General features: G+C 70.6%; 12 protein-coding genes and 1 pseudogene. 3 read left to right on the forward strand and 10 right to left on the reverse strand.

The genetic code is table 11. From position 1 onward, the window contains the following. Window positions 1–15: 15 nt before the first annotated feature. The 4 genes from JWS14_RS28410 to JWS14_RS28425 form a co-directional block, all read right to left on the reverse strand. Window positions 16–1,161 (reverse strand): Rv3169 family protein, encoded by a 1,146-nt coding sequence (locus JWS14_RS28410; RefSeq protein ID WP_095863466.1) that lies wholly within the window; start codon window positions 1,159–1,161, stop codon window positions 16–18. Further along, window positions 1,158–2,327, reverse strand: a complete 1,170-nt coding sequence (locus tag JWS14_RS28415) for a phosphotransferase family protein (protein WP_206014904.1) — start codon at window positions 2,325–2,327, stop codon at window positions 1,158–1,160. Before JWS14_RS28415 ends, JWS14_RS28410 begins: the two co-directional genes overlap by 4 nt. An 80-nt stretch (window positions 2,328–2,407) precedes the next feature. After that, window positions 2,408–3,295 carry an ROK family protein gene (locus tag JWS14_RS28420; protein ID WP_206014905.1) on the reverse strand — a complete coding sequence of 296 codons (888 nt, stop codon included), beginning with the start codon at window positions 3,293–3,295 and terminating at the stop codon, window positions 2,408–2,410. A gap of 2 nt (window positions 3,296–3,297) precedes the next feature. Next, window positions 3,298–4,053 carry a class I SAM-dependent methyltransferase gene (locus JWS14_RS28425; RefSeq protein WP_206016207.1) on the reverse strand — a complete coding sequence of 252 codons (756 nt, stop codon included), beginning with the start codon at window positions 4,051–4,053 and terminating at the stop codon, window positions 3,298–3,300. Window positions 4,054–4,227: 174 nt separating this feature from the next. Between JWS14_RS28425 and JWS14_RS28430 the strand changes: the two genes are divergently transcribed. Next, the gene (locus JWS14_RS28430; protein ID WP_206014906.1) at window positions 4,228–5,448 is read left to right on the forward strand and encodes a glycosyltransferase family 4 protein; all 1,221 of its coding nucleotides are present in this window, start codon (window positions 4,228–4,230) and stop codon (window positions 5,446–5,448) included. Here JWS14_RS28430 and JWS14_RS28435 read toward each other — a convergent pair. Next, on the reverse strand, window positions 5,389–7,110 hold the full coding sequence (locus JWS14_RS28435; protein WP_206014907.1) for an MmpA family trehalose lipid delivery protein: 1,722 nt from the start codon (window positions 7,108–7,110) through the stop codon (window positions 5,389–5,391). The two genes, JWS14_RS28430 and JWS14_RS28435, sit on opposite strands and share 60 nt — an antisense overlap. A gap of 62 nt (window positions 7,111–7,172) precedes the next feature. Here JWS14_RS28435 and JWS14_RS28440 point away from each other — a divergent pair, with 62 nt between their 5' ends. Next, a complete protein-coding gene (locus JWS14_RS28440; RefSeq protein ID WP_206014908.1) occupies window positions 7,173–8,369 on the forward strand; it encodes a polysaccharide biosynthesis protein in 1,197 nt (398 codons plus the stop codon). A 116-nt stretch (window positions 8,370–8,485) separates the two neighbouring features. Here JWS14_RS28440 and pgfA read toward each other — a convergent pair whose 3' ends face one another. Beyond that, the gene (gene pgfA, locus JWS14_RS28445) at window positions 8,486–9,640 is read right to left on the reverse strand and encodes a cell envelope lipid trafficking protein PgfA (RefSeq protein WP_072947519.1); all 1,155 of its coding nucleotides are present in this window, start codon (window positions 9,638–9,640) and stop codon (window positions 8,486–8,488) included. Window positions 9,641–9,860: 220 nt separating this feature from the next. Here pgfA and JWS14_RS28450 point away from each other — a divergent pair. After that, a pseudogene (locus tag JWS14_RS28450) lies at window positions 9,861–10,916 on the forward strand (acyltransferase family protein); the annotation flags it as partial. Window positions 10,917–10,939: 23 nt separating this feature from the next. Here JWS14_RS28450 and JWS14_RS51485 read toward each other — a convergent pair. From JWS14_RS51485 to JWS14_RS28470, 4 genes are all read right to left on the reverse strand, one after another. After that, on the reverse strand, window positions 10,940–15,244 hold the full coding sequence (locus tag JWS14_RS51485) for an alpha-(1->3)-arabinofuranosyltransferase (RefSeq protein ID WP_074933769.1): 4,305 nt from the start codon (window positions 15,242–15,244) through the stop codon (window positions 10,940–10,942). Between the two features lie 46 nt (window positions 15,245–15,290). After that, window positions 15,291–15,464 carry a DUF2613 domain-containing protein gene (locus JWS14_RS28460; protein WP_072947516.1) on the reverse strand — a complete coding sequence of 58 codons (174 nt, stop codon included), beginning with the start codon at window positions 15,462–15,464 and terminating at the stop codon, window positions 15,291–15,293. 127 nt (window positions 15,465–15,591) lie between these two features. Then, window positions 15,592–16,683 (reverse strand): isochorismate synthase, encoded by a 1,092-nt coding sequence (locus JWS14_RS28465; RefSeq protein WP_072947515.1) that lies wholly within the window; start codon window positions 16,681–16,683, stop codon window positions 15,592–15,594. A 30-nt stretch (window positions 16,684–16,713) separates the two neighbouring features. Next, on the reverse strand, window positions 16,714–17,181 hold the full coding sequence (locus JWS14_RS28470; protein ID WP_072947517.1) for a universal stress protein: 468 nt from the start codon (window positions 17,179–17,181) through the stop codon (window positions 16,714–16,716). Window positions 17,182–17,226: the final 45 nt, after the last annotated feature.

Genomic DNA, 17,226 nt, shown 5'->3' on the forward strand with positions numbered 1-17,226 from the left:
GTGTCGTTCCCCCGGTCAGGAGGCGGTGTCGGTGAAACTGTCGAATCCGTATCGTGCGTGTGGCCCGATCGCCGCGACCTCGAACAGCCCGGTCCCGACTACGGTCTCGCCGCCGTCCTCGAGTCGGAATCGGGTGAGATTGTCGACGGGGCAGAACATCCGGAGTCCCGGCTCGATCTCGGACGCCCGTTTGCGCAGTCCCTGCACCACGAGTTCGCCCTGCCACATGCCGTGACGCCAGTCGGCCTCGAGTCCGTAGCCGGTTCCGATACCGATGTAGTTGGGAACCAGCAGGTCGCAGGTGACGGTGACGACCTCGCCGGTCGGCCGGTGGAAACTCAGCGACGCCGACGTGACGTCGCGCGTCCCGGGCTCGAATTTCAGCTCGTGTTCGGGTCGGCCCAGCCATTCGGGTTCGTGGTCGGCGTCCGGCCAGATGCGGACGGCCTCCTCGACGATGCGCCTGCCGAGTTCGTCCTCCTGCAGGACGACGGAGACGGCGTAGTCCTCGAACTGCATCACCGAGTAGATCCAGAAGAAGTTCTGGATCCCGTCGACCGCCCGCCGTCCGGGAGGCTCGGACTCGCCGACGGGGCGCACTCCCCACGACCGGTCGCGGTTGCCGCGCCAGGTGTCGGGGGTGACGGGGCGGCTCTGCCCGTCGATCGTGAGTTCGCCTGCCCAGGTGCCGGTCTGGACGAAGCGGCTCGTATCGAACGTGACCCGCTCGAGTTGCCTGCGGAAGTGGCGGGGCTCGAGCGTCGCGGGGATCGCGCCGTCGAAGGTGAGGTCGAAGGAGAGGTCGTAATCGCCCGGTGCGAGCACCACGCGCAGGCGCTGCAGCCCCTCGAGGACCTCGACCCGGAATGGTCCGACGGTGCTCTCGGAGCGGTCGTGGCCCAGCGCCGCCGACCCGCGGACGACGATGTGGTCGTCGCCGCGGCGGAGCACCGCGAACGCGTCCGTGACCCCGAGGTTGGGGTACTGGCCGAGACCGATGATGAGGAACAGGTCGGACTCGGCCGAGGGATAGCAGTTGAAGTAGTAGCGGTCGTAGAAGTTGCGGTCGGACGTCGCGACCCGCCGGATGGGCTCGGCCACCTGATGGATGGGGTAGTCGTCCATCGGGGACAGCGGGTTTCCGGCGTAGTCGGCGGTCATCGGATCTTCTCCCAGTACGTGCCGTCGAGCATCGCCTCGAGCGAGGCGCGGTGCATGATCATGTCGTCCGGATCCTCGGGGGCGACGGCCTGACCGAAGTGGATGGCGCGCTCCTGAATTCGCAGCATGATCGTCGCCTGCCGCAGGGCCGCGTAGGCGGTGTAGTACTCGAGATCGCGGGGCGCGTGGCCCGTCAGTTCCTCGTACAGGGCGGCGAGGTCGTCGAGGCGCAGGAAGCCGGGCATCCCGTCGAGTCCGGCGGCCGCGGCGATGTCCTCGAAGAACCGGTGCAGGTATGTCATCCAGCCCAGGTCGAGTTCGCGGGGCCCGAGCGTGGCCATCTCCCAGTCGAGTACGGCCACCGGCCGGAAGTCCTCGAACATCATGTTGCCGATGCGGGCGTCACCCCAGCAGAAGACGGCGGGGGAGGAGTCGTCCGGGAGGTTCTCCTCCATCCACGCGAAGCCGCGTTCGATGAGCGGGGACCGGGGGCCGGACCGGGTCGTCCATTCGTAGTAGTCACGTTGCTGCCGGATGTGCGCGGCGAGCGCCTCGGAGACGGTGGGGCCGGCGCCGGGCAGCCGCAGGAACGCGAACCGCTCCCACGGCCGGTCGATGTCGTGCAGTTGCGCAAGCACATTCACGGCACTGTGCTGCAGCAGTGCACGCTGCTCCTCGGTCGCCTCCGTCACCCACGACCCGAAGTTGTAGGGCATCACGTCCGGCGGAACCTGCCCGGAGACGCGGGCCATGACGAAGAACGGGGCGCCCAGCGGCCCGGGATCGGGCTCGGACCAGTAGACGACCGGGACCGGGACGGAAGAGTGTTCCCGGACCTGCGTCATCGCCTGGAACTGTCCGTCGAGGTCGTAGTCGGGGAAGACGGGCATCGTCGTGTCGGCGGGCGCGACGCGTGCGACCAGCGGGTGCACCTCGCCCGACCAGGTGGCGTCGAACAGGATGGTCTCGCTCGACATGCCGTTGGCGTCGGGGAGATGGACGTGGGTGACCTCGGGTGCGGCGTCGGAGGGCAATTGCGCGGCGAGCCAGCGTTGGAGCGCCTCCCGCAGCACCTCCGGATCGCGACGGGAGTCACTGGGCCTGGCAACTTCGGATTGGTGATCGGAGTCGTCGGCAGATCGGGTTGCGCTCGTGCTCACGGTCACCTCCTCTCCTGAACGTGGTGTGACCCTGAACACTAGAACACGTTACAGAATTTCGGAACAGGTGAGGAGATTCCGCTGTGTCAGCCCTCGCCGGCGGCCAGGACTGCCGCCCCGACGAGAGTGCCCGAGGCGCCGAGTTCCGCGGGCACCACGCGCAGATCGGCGACGAAGGACAACTGGGCGTGACGGGCCGCGGCCCGGCGCATCGGGTCCCACAACGGCGGCCCTGCCTGCGCGAATCCGCCGCCAATCACCGCGAGATCGACGTCGAGCAGAGCCGCGGCCGACGCGATCGCCTGCCCCAGTGCGGTCCCCGCGCGGTCGAGGGCGGCCACCGCGACCTCGTCACCGTCCGCGGCGGCCCGCGCCAATTCGACGCCCGTCGTTCCGCGCCATCCGCGGGAGCGGGCCCAGCGCACGGACGACGGTCCGCTGGCGACCGTCTCCAGGCACCCGACCCCGCCGCACGTGCACGGGTCGGTCCCGCCGGGAACCACCATGTGGCCGATGTGTCCCGCGTTGCCGGTCCGGCCGGTGGCGATGCGACCGCCGAGGATCACCCCGCCGCCGATGCCGGTGGACACGACGAGGCTCAGCAGGTCGGGGGCGCCGCGACCGGCTCCGTGGTGATGCTCGCCGAGTGCGGCCGCGGCGCCGTCCATGGCCAGTCGCGCAGGGACGCCGGGGAAGAGGTCCTGCACGGCGCCGACCAGGCCGAATCCGCCCGCCCACTCCTCGATGTTGATGGGCGACACGGTGCCGGCGACTGTGTCGACCGGTCCGGCGCAGGCGATGCCGACCGACGTGATCTTCGCGCTTCCCGCGACCTCGCGCAGAAGGGCGGCGCACGCGTCCGCGACTCCGGCCGCCGGCGTGGGAGTGGTCACGGGGTGCGGCACCGCGCCGTCATCGCCGACGATCCCGGCGGCGATCTTGGTGCCACCGATGTCGAGTGCCAGCGCGACCACGGTCAGCGCTTTCGCATCACGAGAACGAGGTTGCTCACCAGGAACTCCCGCAGTCCGGGGACGCGCACCATCCACCACGCCCAACGCGGGTGATAGCGGGGGAAGGCGGCCAGCAACTCTGCGCCCGGGGTGCGCCGGGCCCACCGAAGTCCTTCGGCCGCACCCACTTTGAACAGCGACACACCGTAGCGGTTCTTGGGTTCCCGGCCGTTCCTGCGCAGGTAACGCCGGGCGGCGTACTCGCCGCCCAATGCATGCCACGGTCCGGTCTCGTGACCGCCGAACGGGCCCCACCACAACGTGTACGACAGCACCATCAGGCCGCCGGGTTTCGTCACGCGGATCATCTCCTCCGCCATTGCCCACGGTTCGCTGACGTGCTCGGCGACGTTGGACGAGAAGCAGATGTCCACCGACGACGTCCGGAACGGCAGTGCCAGCCCCGACCCACGGACGGCGCCGCCCACCGCGAGCCCCGCGGCGTGCATCTCGGACGGATCCGGTTCCACGGGAACGTACCGGGCGCCGGCCTGCTGGAACACGTCCGCGAAGTAGCCGGGGCCGCCGCCGACGTCGAGGACCGTCGTGCCGGTGAGATCCGCGTCGGTCAGACCGCCCCACAGGTCGCCGATCAGTTCGACGGAGTCGCGGGCGAGGGCGCCGTAGAACAGGTCGGGCGCGGTCTGTTCGTGCCGGAAGTCGCTGAGCAGGCCGAACGACCTCTTCAGGGTTGCCCGTCGACCGAATCGCCGGGTCACGGGAGGCGTCGTCACGAGACTGAACCTTAGCGAGTGGAGCCGCCGGGACGGCAATCCGTTCGCGGTGGCTGCAACATCGGGTGGAATACGACCGATAGGGTGTTCGGGGACTACAGCGGCGAACGTCCCGCCCCGAGACCACGAGTACCGCACCGACCACAGGAGTATATGAACGTGCGAGAGGTTCTGCTGCTCTGCTGGCGCGACACCGGTCACCCGCAGGGTGGCGGCAGTGAGCGGTACCTCGAGGAGGTCGGCGCCCAGCTCGCGGCGCGGGGAATCAAGGTCACCCTCCGTACCGCCGGTTACCGCGGCGCCGCCAAGAAGGAGACCGTCGACGGCATCGAGATCAGCCGGGCAGGCGGACGGTACAGCGTCTACCCCCGCGCCCTCGCCGCGATCGCCGCCGGCCGGCTCGGGTTCGGGCCGCTCCGCGGCATCCGGCCCGACGCCGTCATCGACACCCAGAACGGCATCCCGTTCTTCTCCCGCGTCGTCGCAGGCGCACCGGTCACGCTGCTCGTCCATCACTGCCACCGCGAGCAGTGGCCGGTGGCGGGCCGGTTGATGGGCAAGATCGGCTGGTGGGTGGAATCCCGGCTGTCGCCGCGCACCCACCGGGACGACCAGTACCTCACCGTGTCACTGCCGTCCGCCGACGAACTCGTCGAACTGGGAGTGGAGCGCGAGCGGATCGCGGTGGTGCGCAACGGCGCCGACGACATCCCCCTCGGCGTGGACATCGGCGGCGCCGACACGAGGACCGCGCACCCCAGTGTGTGCGTGCTGTCACGGCTCGTGCCGCACAAACAGATCGAGGACGCCCTCGAGGCCGTCGCCGCCCTGCGCCCCACGATCGCCGACGTGCACCTCGACGTCATCGGTGGCGGCTGGTGGGAGCAGAACCTCCGCGACCGCGCGCACGAGCTGGGCATCGGCGACGCCGTCACGTTCCACGGGCACGTCGACGAGACCCGCAAACACCAGTTGCTGTCGCAGTCCTGGGTGCACGTGATGCCGTCCCGCAAGGAGGGCTGGGGTCTCGCCGTCATCGAGGCAGCGCAGCACGGCGTCCCGACCGTCGGCTACCGCAGCTCCAAGGGCCTCACGGATTCGGTCGTCGACGGCGTGACCGGCGTTCTGGTCGGCAAGGCGGAGTCGGCGACGGCCGACGTCGCCGACCTGACCGCGGCGGTCAAGACGCTCCTGCTCGAGCCCGAGACCCGCACGGTGCTCGGTGAGAAGGCACGCGTCCGGGCGGGTGAATTCTCCTGGAAGCACACCGGGAACGGCGTCCACGAGGTGCTGGCCGGCACGGCCGCGGGCCTGCGCACGTCAGGGCTGGTGTCGCCGGCGCTGGCGCGTCCGGGCCTCGAGCACGCCCGCGCCGAGTAGACCACCGGCCAACAGCATCGCCCACAGCACGTGGGCCGCGATCACGGTCGCGCGCGCCCGTCGGGTCGCCTCGTACGGCGCGACGTCGCCGTCGACGCGGTACAGCTCCAGATGCTCGTCCGAGAACTGTCGCTCCAGCCCGGACAGGGTGGTCGCGGATTCGCCGCGGGGTCCGGGCGTGTCGCGCTCGACCAGAACCCATCGGACGCCCAGCGACGCGAGATCGGCGGCGGAACCGCCGGTGAGCAGCACCCGTTCGACCTGCTGCGCCCGGGACCCCTCGCCCCCGACGCTGCCGCCGGCCACCACCAGCTCGCCGGTCTGCAGGACGTCCTCCGGCAGCATTCTCGGGGCGGGGTCCAGGACGGGAGCGGAACTGCTGTAGGGGAACTTGCGGAACATGCCGGTGGGCAGGACGGCGACGTCCCCGCTGGTCGGGTCGTCGTCCAGTTCGGCGGCCAGCTGCCGCCACGACGGCGGATAGTGGACCGGGCGCAGGGAGCCCCCGACGCCCCACGCGAGGTCGGGGAGGGCGAGCAGCACGATCAGGACGGCCGAGACTGACCAGGTGACCGGGCGCCGCAGCACGGCGGCCGCGGCGGCGAGCGCATACAGCGGGGCCGCAAGCGCCACCCACTTCTGCGCGTCCCGGAGCAACCCCGCGCCGGGGACGTGCTGCACCGACCAGCGGCCGGCGTCGAGACCCCACGCCGTCGCGCCGAGCGTCGGCAGCAGCACCGCGAGCAGTGCGAGCACGGTCAGCGCGGCGACTGCGGGATGCCGTCGACGCCGCCACAGCGCAGGGAGGCCGCACAGCACGACACCGAGCAGCAGGGCCGTTCCGACCAGGGCGAACAGGGTGGTCCGGGTCTGCGGGACGGCGGTCTCGTTCCAGACGCCGCCGAGCCCGGCGAGACTGCCGGGCGTCGCCAGACCCGGTTCGGCGCGGGCCGCGAACGCCGCGACCCCGGCGGGATCGGAACCGTCCCCGCCGCCGCCGGACAGAGCCGTGGCCACCAGCCACGGCGCGCTCGCGGCGAAGAACAGGCCCAGCGCACCTGTCAGGCGGAGCCCTCGGGCGGAGCGTCCACCCGGGCAGGCGAGGACGGCCAGCGCCGTCACCGCCGCGAGCAACACCCCGGTCGGTGTCAGACCGGCCGCGGCGAGGCAGGCCGCGAGGGCGAACCACCCCTGTCGCCGACCGCGCCGGATAGCGACGGCCGCGCACACCGTCCACGGCAGCGCTGCATACCCCGTCAGCAGACTCCAGTGACCCTGCAGCAGTCGCTCGGCGACGTACGGGTTCCACACCGTCACCGTCGCGGCCACGAGTTGCGGCCCGAGCCCGGCGGTCGGCAGGACGGTCCGGACCATGCGGGCCGCGCCCCAGCCCGCCGCCCACAGGGCGAGCAGCAGGATCGCCTTCACCACCAGTCCGCCGTCGACGAACGCACTCAGCGCGGCCAGGAGAGCGTCCTGCGGCACCGCCCGCGCGGCGGCGTCGGTGAGACCGAGCGCCGAGTCCGTGCGATACGACCGGGGAGTGCTCACCGCGTCACGCAACAGCAGATAGCCGGGACCGAGCAGCGGACCGAGGACGAGTAACGCCAGGACGAGGCTGTAGACCGCCGCCACGAACGGTGCTCGGCGCCGGACGGTCATGGGCCGTCACGATACGTGGTGCATCGACCCGGCCCGCACGGCACGTAGTGCATCATGGGCGAATGCCACGCCAGACCCTCACCAGCTCGGCGGTCGCCGGGGTGACGATGGTGACGGCCGGCTCGATGACCGCGAATATCGCGTCCTACCTGCTTGCCTGGGCGGCGAGCGCCTGGCTCGGCCCGGCGGGTTACGGGGAGTTCGCGAGTCTGCTCGCCGCCCAACTCGTCCTCGCCGTCCCCGCGCTCGCACTGCAGACCGTCGTCGCCCGCGAGGCGGTCCGGGGCAAGGGTGCACACGCGCTCCGGCTGCTGGGGTACCGCTGTGCGCTGATCGTCGCGGTCGCGGCGACGCTGCTCGCGCCCCTCGTGTCGTTCGCCCTCGACACCGGGATGCTCGCCACGTTCTCGGCGCTCGTCACAGCGCCCGTCCTCGTCCTGCTCGCCACCGAACAGGGACTGCTGCAGGGTTCGGCGCGGTTCGGCCCGCTCAGCGTCGTCCTCGCCGGAGCCGGAATCGCAAAGGTCGTTCCCGCGGTCGTGGTGCTCGCCGTCGGCGCCGGGCCGGGACTCGCCCTCGCCGCCAGCGCGGTCGGCACCGGCCTGGTGGCCCTGTGCGCCCGACTGTTCGCAGACTCCGGGATCACCGGGGAATCGAGCACCCGGATCGGCGTCGCGGCCGTGCTGAAGGCGTCGCAGGTGCAGTTGGCGCTGATCGCGCTGTCGTCGATGGACCTCGTGATCGCCCGCATCGTGCTCAGCAACGACGACGCAGGCCTGTACGCGCTGGGTGCCGTCGCCACCAAGGCCGCGTTCTGGCTGCCGCAGGCCGTCGGGGTGGTGCTGTACCCGCGGATGGCGAATCCCGCGCACTCCGCGCAAGCGATCCGCTCGGCGCTCGCCGTCCTCGTCGGACTGGGCGCAGTGCTCGTCGCGGGTGTCGCGGTGGCCGCCCCCCTCGTCCCGCTCCTCGTCGGGGACGCGTACCGCCCCGTGCAGTCGCTGCTGTGGCTGTTCGCGCTCCACGGCGCCTGCCTGGCCGTCCTGCAGGGCGCCCTGCTGTCCGCCATCGCGGGGGAGCGGACGTACCTCGCCGTCATCGCCTGGATCGGCCTCGCCGTCGAGATGACCGCCATGCTGACCCTCGCGTCCACGATCGGGCAGTTCATCACCGTCGCCGTGACGGTCGCGTCGAGCACCGCCCTGGTCGCGAGTCTCTTCGCCGTGCGCAGCGCGCGACGTGACGCACCCGCGATCTGACATCGGCCCGGTTCGACAGGCCCCCCGACACGACAGCCCTGACACGACGAAGGGGACCTCGGTGAAAAACCGAGGTCCCCTTCGCACCGGACTACGTGGCGTCCGGTTGTCGCGCTCTACCGCTCGTCGTATCGGCGCGGATCTGCGACGGGAATCTCCTCCGTCTTGTCCGTGGTCCAGTCGTGCTGCTCCGTGGGAGCCTCCGACTTGCCCAGGTCGACGTGGCGTCCACCACCGCTCTGCGGGACGTCACCACCGTCGGCCGGTGCGGGCTGCTTGCCCTTGCCGCCGCGCAGCGCCAGGAACAGTCCTGCGATCAGGGCGATGAGACCGAGGATGCCGGCGATGATCGGCACGGTGCGACCGAACGTGCTGAGCTTGTCCATGCCGTCCTTGGCCTGCTGGACCTGGTACTCGATGGTCTGCTCGTTGAACGGCAGTTCCACCTTCAGGACGTCGATCTCCGGCTTGTCCTTGTTGCGGGCGTAGTACTGGTGCAGCTGCTCCTGGCCCTTGACGACGACACCGGTCTCGGGCTCGACCCACACGTCACGCACGTTGGTGTACCAGCGGGTCATCGTGACGGGGAGGGTGCCGCCGGGGACGCCCCACGTCTCGGCGGGCAGTGTCAGCTTGTTGGTGGGCGAGTTGACGACCTTGGACAGGTCGACCGGCGCGATCGTCTGGCTGTAGTGGTACACCTTCAGACCGTTGATCTCCGTCTCCTCGACGAAGTCGATGTCCTGGGTGGCGCGCGCGTTCAGATCGAAGTAGGGGTAGCTCTTCTTCTCCGAGTCGAACGGGAACTTGTACTGCAGTCCGTCGCGCGGAACTTCCTCGGCAGGCTGGTTGGGTTGCGTCTGGATGGTGCCCACCGGGTCGTTGGTCGGCATCGAGGTCTTGCGGTCGACGGTGTTGCGGTCGACGATCGCGGACAGCAGTCCGGTGTCGCCCTGCTTGTCGGTGCGCCGCAGCGTCTGCCCCGCCTGGAGAGTGACGACGTCCGCGTTCGCCGGGTCCTCGGTGGTGACGTAACGCTGTGACACCAGTGGAACGTTCGTGTTGACTTCGGTCTTGCCTGCGAGAAGAGCCTGCGAGTTGAGCACGCTGCCGGAACCTTCGGCGATCGTGGTCACTTCGAGGTCCAAGGGCGTCTTCGCCAACTTGCCCACCGTGTAGGTGGGAATGAGAATGGCGACGGCCAAGAGGAAGGCACCGAGGCCCACCAGAATGCAAGCAAGTATCCGGCTCGGCCCTGAGCGCTCCGCCATGCTTTCTCTCCTAACCCAATTCTGTCGATTGAGATTCCCCCACCGGCAGCACGGCTGCACGGATCGCATGGAGCCCACATCGACACCACGTGAGGCAAAACACTAACAGTCTCGAATGCGCATTTGCCCCATCGGATAGTAAACGCACCGGCCGTTCCGCAGCGAAGTGACCGGGACGGAGTTTTCCGTCACAGGGCCCGGACCAGGCACACTGTTGGTGATGAGCACCCCGGCCACGATCTCGCCCGCGCCCGCGGCGACCGCTACTCCGCGCAGTTTCATTCCCGCACTGGAGGGGATGCGCGGTCTCGCGGCGCTGGGGGTGCTCGTGACGCACGTCGCTTTCCAGACGGGCGCGACGCACGTGCCGGTCCTCGGCCGCATCTGGGGACGATTCGATCTGGCGGTGGCGGTCTTCTTCGCGCTGTCGGGATTCCTGCTGTGGCGCAGCCATGCCGGGGCTGCGCGGGGGATGGGTTCCGCCCCCGGCGTCGTCCGGTACTGGATTTCGCGGGCGACGCGCATCCTGCCCGCGTACTGGGTCGCCGTGGCCGTGGTGTTGACGTTCCTGCCCACCGCCAACGCGAGTTACCGCACGTGGTGGGCGAATCTCGGTCTCGTGCAAGTGTTCGTGCCACTCACTCTCACCGACGGTCTGACCCAGATGTGGAGTCTGTCGGTGGAGGTGGCCTTCTATCTGGTGCTTCCGCTGCTGGCCCTCGCACTGGTCCGGCTACGGGGTCCGGCTGCGCGGCTGCGTGTTCCGGCGATCCTCGCGTTGATCGCGGTGAGCCTGACGTGGGCATTCGTACCGGTCTCGACGCCGGGCGGCATCCACCACGACAACTGGCTGCCCGGATACCTGCCCTGGTTCGGAGCTGGGATGTTGCTGGCCGAACTGGCGGTGAGCCCGCCCGGGCGGATGCACCGCTGGGCGCATCACCGCGTCCGGATGTTCCTCGTCGCCGCAGTGGCATTCGCGCTCACGGCGACCGACCTCGCCGGGCCGGAGGGGCTGGTGCGTCCCGAACCCTGGCAGTACGCCGTCAAGATGGCGCTCGGCGCCGTCATCAGTTTCGCGTTGATGGCACCGCTGGTGCTGTCCGACAGGTCCACCCACCGTTACCTCGCGAGCCCGCTCGCTCTCGCGGTGGGCCGCTGGTCGTACGGCATCTTCATCTGGCACCTCGCGGTGCTGTCCATCGTCTTCCCGGTGTTCGGGCTCGTCCCGTTCTCCGGCCACTTCGTCTACATCCTGTTCCTGACGACGGTGCTGAGCGTCGCGGTCGCGTCGGCCAGTTACGCGTTGGTGGAGGAACCGGCGCGCCGCGCCGTCAAACGCTGGGAGGCGCGCGCGAGCAACGCCGAACGTCCGAGCGGCAGCACGGCCAGCCCCGTCGCGACGAGCGCGAGCAGCAGCGGGAACTGAACGAGGAACGAGTGCCCGACGTATCCGCCGGGCGCACGCCACGGCCCGGTCGAGAGCATCGCCATGCCGAGCATCGTCGACGCTCCGGCGACCCCGACCAGCACGCGCGCGGTGGTGGCGGTTCCGCGCAGCCGGATCAAGACCACGGCCAGCAGCGTCGCCACGACCGTCGTCACCGCGCCGACGGGACCGCCGATCACGGTGGCGGCGGCGAGGATTCCCAGCCACCCGGCCGTTGCGCTACCCCAGGTCCGGGGTGCCGGGCCGGGTTCGCGCTCACGGGCGCGACGCGGCCACAGCGCGGCGGCGAGCAACGGGATCAGCAGCAGCAGGCCGCCGAAGATCCCCAGCCGATACCAGTGGTCGGTGGGGAAGTCGAGGGTCACCGTCCCCTCGGTTCCCGCGGGCAGGATCCATCCCTGCTGCCAGCCGTCGACGACGACCGGCGTCAGTTCGCCGCCGTCCGGGGCGGTGGCCACCCAGCCGACGTTGGTGCTCTCGGGGACGACGACGAGGCGCTCGGTGTCAGAGCGGGGCACCGTGAGTTCCCGGTGGTTCTCCGTCCACGCGATGGTCGACACCTGCTCGGCCGGAACGGCCTGTGCCTGCGGTCCGGCGTCGAGGCGCAGACTGTCGACGAAGAACGCCGACCCCGGGTCGACCGTCACGTCCTGTGATCCCGCCGCCAGCGGGACGGGGCCGGGACCGTCGCAGAGCGTCGCGGGAACCGGGTCGCCGGAGAGCAATTGCCCGGCGGTCGCGGTGACGCTCGTGCGCACCGGCTGCCCGCCGATCGACACGACCGGCCCCTCCTCGCAGGGCACCGTGACCGGGCGGTCGCCGGCGTCGTCGACCGGACCCGAGCCGGGCAGCAGGACGCCGTCCTCGCCCAGCACCCCGACCTCGGCGAGTCCGGCGGGCTGCAGCTGGGCGAACCCGAGAGCGTTCTGGTCGAGGGTGCTTTTCCAGGACACGAGGCTGAGCACGATCCGGTCGGTCACCCGGGGGTCGACCGTGACGGTCCCGTCGTCCTCGTTCACGTCGCGCACCTGCGGTCCGTTCCCGAGGTCGACGGCGACCCGGTCGGGGGCGGCGGGCAGGGCACCCAGGCTGGGCGTCAGCTGCAGGCCGGTGACGAGCGTGGGTTCGGGAAGATCGATCGTGAGGGTCGGTTTCGCGCCCTTGCCGCTGGTGGTGTCCTGTTTCGCCGACCAGCTGGTGCGTGGATCGTTGTCGGTGGCGGCGAACGCCGAGCCGCGAAGGTCGGTGATGTTGCTGGTTCCGTGGGCGGACGGCCGATCCCGTTGCGTGAGAACATCCTCCAGCGGTGCGCCCTGCCGGGCCCGCAGTGTGAGCTGCGGCGTCACCGCGGTCGGTTCGGGCACCGACAACGTTCGCTCGAACGCGCCGACCTCCTCGGGGGGCAGGACGAAGGCGTTGCTGCACCGCACCCGGTCCGGGGCCTCCGCGCACGCGTTGCGGCCGGGGAGCTCCTGGCTGAGGTCCCAACCCGACACGGACGCGCCCTCGGGGGTGGGAGGCAGCACCGTCCGGTACCGGATCGGCACGGTGACCGGGGCGTCACGCTGGGCGAAGTCCTCGACCGATACCTCGCTGATACCGAACTGCGTTCCCGGGGAACCGTTCTCGGTGCGGGTCGCGGTGATCCGCACCCACGGGGTGACACCACCGGGAACGGACACGGCGATCGGTTTGCCCGGGGCGTCCACCTTCACGGCCGTGCTGCCGTTGGGCGTCGACACCTCCATCCAGCGGACGGGCGCGCCGATCGCGGCCGGGCTCGTCGTGATGTGCAGCAGCGAACTGGTGAGCGGGGTGTCGAAGTCGATCTGGAGCCACTGACCCAGCGCCCGCTCGATGCCGTTGCTGAACCAGCCCGTCGCCGGGTCGCCGTCGACGGTTGCGGCGGCACTGCTGGCGGGCGAGGAGCCGCCGAGTTGGGTGGCGTCGGACGCCGCACTCGACACGCTCAGCGTCGCGCCCTCCCACTGGCCCTCGACCAGCGGGGTGTCCGCCACGGGGTAGTCGGGGACGTGATTGAACGTGCGGCGCGCATCGTCCGGGGTCCGCAGCGCCGAACTGTGATTGTCGACCTGGCCGTAGTCGGTTTCGCGGTCCCGGGGCGTGTCCGTGACCGTGACGTCGTCGACGGGCAGTCCGGCGCGCTTCGCGTCCGCGGCCAGCAGGACAGGTCCGGTTCCGGGCAGGGTGCCGTTCTCCCGCAGGCGCTGCAGCGATTCCGGACCGCCCTGCACGCGGGGGATGCCGTCGACGTTCGCCGTGTAGGGGCCGCTCATTGCGGGCGATCCGTCCGGTGTCGACACCTCGAAGATCTCGATGGCCGGATATCGCGGCCGCAGGTCGCTGTCGATGACGAGGCCCTCGACGTCGCCGGGGCCGATGTCCTCGCCGAACTCCGCGACCCGGGTGAATCCGGGAGATCCGGTGACGGCCTGGTGCGCGAGCAGTGGGCGCGTCGACCGCGACGTCTCCGGGTCGAGGTCGTTGCGGAGGACGAGGTAGTGGATGCCCTGGCCGAGCAGGGTCTGCGCCATGCCGTCCGAGGGCCGGCCGTCGGCGATCAACCGCTGGATCGAGTCCATCGCCCGGATGGTGCCGGGCGGGGTGAGCGGGACGGCGTCGCGGGACGCCCACGGCGTGGACGCCAGAGCCTGCATCGGCTCGTCGCGGGTGAGACCCCAGAGCTGGCTGCCGAACGGTGCGCCGGGCACCACGAGCGCGCGCTCCGCGTCCGAACCGTCGGGGCTGGTGCCCCCGGCGTTGTCCTCCAGCCACGACGCGGCCTGCTGCCAGTAGTCGGGGACGTCGGTGTACGTGCCCCGCGGTGCGAGCTTGCCCGTCCACGCCAGCGACGTCGCGAGGGTGAGGGCGACCAGCACCAGGCTGGTCACCGCGACCATCGGTTCACGCTCGGGATGCGCCACCGCGCTGCGCCACCGCGCGAACGGCACGGACCCGGGCAGCGGCACCTTCGCCAGGAGATGCGCCAGCCCGAGCACGAGCGGGAGCCGGACGAGCGGCTCGAGTTTGTGCACGTTCCGCAGGGGCGCCCCGGTGGAGTCGAGGAACAGTCGCACCTGCTCGGCGAACGGGGAACCCAGTTCGCCGATGTACCCGGCGGCGAGTCCGGCGACCCCGACGAACAGGATCAGGGTGAGACGACCGCGGGCCGGCATCGACCGCATGCACAGTCCCGCGAGACCGGCGGCGGCGATGAGCCCGGTCGCGGCGACCGCGGCGGGCTGGGTGACGAGGACCGCGCCTGCGATGCGTTCGGGGGAGACGAACGGTGTCCAGCTGTCGGTGCCGCGGAGGATTTCGGCGAGGGACGTCCACTGCGTCGTCACCCCGGACGATTCGATGTAGTCGAGGAACGGCGGGCTCACCTTGCCGAGCAGCAGCAGCGGCACGATCCACCACAGCGTGGCCAGCGCCAGGAACGGGAACCACCACGCGGTGAACGTCCACCACCGCCGGTTGGGGCGGTGGGAGATCCACCACAGGCCTGCGACGAGGCACGCGGCCACGGTCGCGACGGCGTTGACCGCACCCATCAGCGCGACGGCCAGCGCCGATTGGGCCGCCAGCCGTGCAGGTGAGCGCCAATGTGCGTCCCGGGACGCTTTGCCGCTCACGTGGGAGAGGGCGACGACGACGGGCAGAAGGACCCACGGCGCCAGCATCATCGGGAGGGTTTCCGACGAGATCGAACCCAGGGTGGTGAGGACGCGGGGGGAGAATGCGAACGCGATACCGGCGATGACGCGGGACGAGCGGCTACCGGCGCCGAGCGCCTCGGCGAGGCGGACGATGCCCCAGAATCCGGCGACGAGCAGCAGTGCCCACCACACCCGCTGGGTGATCCACGCCGGGACGCTCAGGACGTCGCCGAGCGCGAAGAACGCTCCGTGCGGGAAGAAGTATCCGTAGGCCTGGTTCTGCACCTGGCCCATGGGGGCCTGGCTGCTCCACTGATGGGACGCCCGTTCCAGGAATCCGATCGGATTCTGGGACAGGTCGTACTTGGTGTCGGCGGCGAGCCGGCCGGGGGTTTGGAGGAACGCGAGAAGGAACGCTACGACAGAGGCGCCGAACAGCCACCGCCGCGACAGAGGCTCCGCCGAGGGCGCCATGGCCGCCGACTCGGGGGAAGTGCGGGAAGTTGTCGAGCCGGCGCTCTCAGCGGCTGCCGTACTCAACCTGGTTCAGGAGTGAGGAATCCGCGTTGCCGCTCCGGTCGACCTCGGGACGCGTGTTGTCCTGTGCGGCTGCGGTGATGCCGAGCGTCGCCACGGTGCCGAGAGCGACACCGACCACGGCGCTGACCACACCGGGCACAAGGAACTTCCCCATCAGACATCTCCCACCGTCGTGCCATCGACGCACACGGCTACTCCCGCGTACGAATTGCTCGGGTCAAGGTATCACCCGAGGGCCGCCGAACTGCTGATTGGTGCTCGGGGACCGCCGTTTCCGCAGTTCACGGGCTCTGCTGCACACCCAGCGCCCGGAGCAGCGTGCGCAGTTTGGTGGTCGTCTCGTCGAGCTCGGACTCCGGGTCGGACTCGGCGACGATGCCCCCGCCCGCGGTCGCGAGGGCCTCGAGCCCGTCGGCGGCGATCTCGGCGCAGCGGATGGCCACCACCCAGTCGCCGTCACCGTCGCCGTCGCACCATCCGACGGCACCGCCGTAGAACCGCCGATCGTCCTCGACGTCCCGGATGGTCGCCAGAGCCGCGTCGGTGGGGGTGCCGCACACCGCGGGCGTCGGGTGCAGCAGCACCGCCAGGCTCAGGGCGCTCGTCGACTGCTCGCGCAGCACGCCCTCGATGGGAGTCGCGAGATGCCACACCTCGTGCGTGCTCGTCAGCACCGGGGAAGCCGGGACCGTCAACTCCGTGCAGAGCGGCGCCAGGACGTCCCTGATCCACGCCGTCACGAACGCGTGCTCGGCCAGGTTCTTCGTCGACTCCAGCAGGCCCCGGCCTTCTTTCTCGTCGGCCTCCGGATCGGCGCGCCGCGGGGCGGTTCCGGCGAGAGGGCGGCAGGTGACGCGTCGGCCGCGCCTGCTGAGCAGGACTTCGGGGCTGGCCCCGACGAGGCTGCGGCCGCGGAAGCCGTCGCCGGCCGCGGACAGGTCGACGGCGAACCCGTTGGCGGTCGGATTCTGGTGGATCATCCGTGCGGCCAACGATTCTGCGGAGATGGGGGCGTCCGCGCGGAGGGTGACGCTGCGCGCGGCCACCACCTTGCCGAGGGCACCCTCGCGCAGTCGCTCGACGAGGGACCGGACGCGGGCCACGTGCTCGGTCGGTTCGGGGACCTGCCGAACGACGCGGACGGAGGGGAGTGCGGCGACGGTGCCGGGCCGCCACGGGCCGTCCGTGAACTCCCACGATTCCGGGGCGGTCAGCGCGGCGGGACGTTCGGGATCGAACGGCAGCGCCCCGACGATCAGCCCGGTGTCACCGTTCGTGAGGGCGGACGCGGCAGCGGCCGCGGTGTCGTACCCGTGCCGCACCCCGGATGTGCGCAGCGTCCGTTCGGCGCGGGAGAGAAGGAAGCCGTCCATGGTGCACCCGACAGTAGTCGGGCGTCCGGACTACTTCCCGGGAGGCACGATCAGCACCGGGCGGTGACTGTGCCGCAACACGTGGTCGGCGACGCTGCTCTGCAGCAGCGACCGCAGACCGGTGGTGCCCCGGGTGCCGGTGACGATGATGTCGACCGCCAGTTCGTCCGACGTCTCGACGATCGCCGTCCAGATCGTGCTGGTGCACTCGATGCACCGACCCTCGGTGGTGAGCCCGGCCGCCTCGGCGAGCAGGATGCCCTCCTCGTTGGTGACCTTGGCGTCGGAGAACGCGACGTCCTCGGTCTCCTCGTCGGGCACCCACTCGGGTTGCATCACCCCGGACAGTCCCGACATGCGCGCGGCCTGACGGACCATCGGCTCCCACACCGTCACCAGCACAGCGCGATTGGAGGCGAGAAAGCGTCCGGCGCACTCCACGGCGCGCTTCGCGTTGTCGGATCCGTCGTAGGCGATCAACATCAAACCACCGGGCACCACGACCTCCTGAGTACGGGTTTCCTCTGTGTCCAGATTAGCAAG

It is taken from the genome of Rhodococcus koreensis (genome assembly GCF_017068375.1).
Taxonomy (GTDB): domain Bacteria; phylum Actinomycetota; class Actinomycetes; order Mycobacteriales; family Mycobacteriaceae; genus Rhodococcus_F; species Rhodococcus_F koreensis.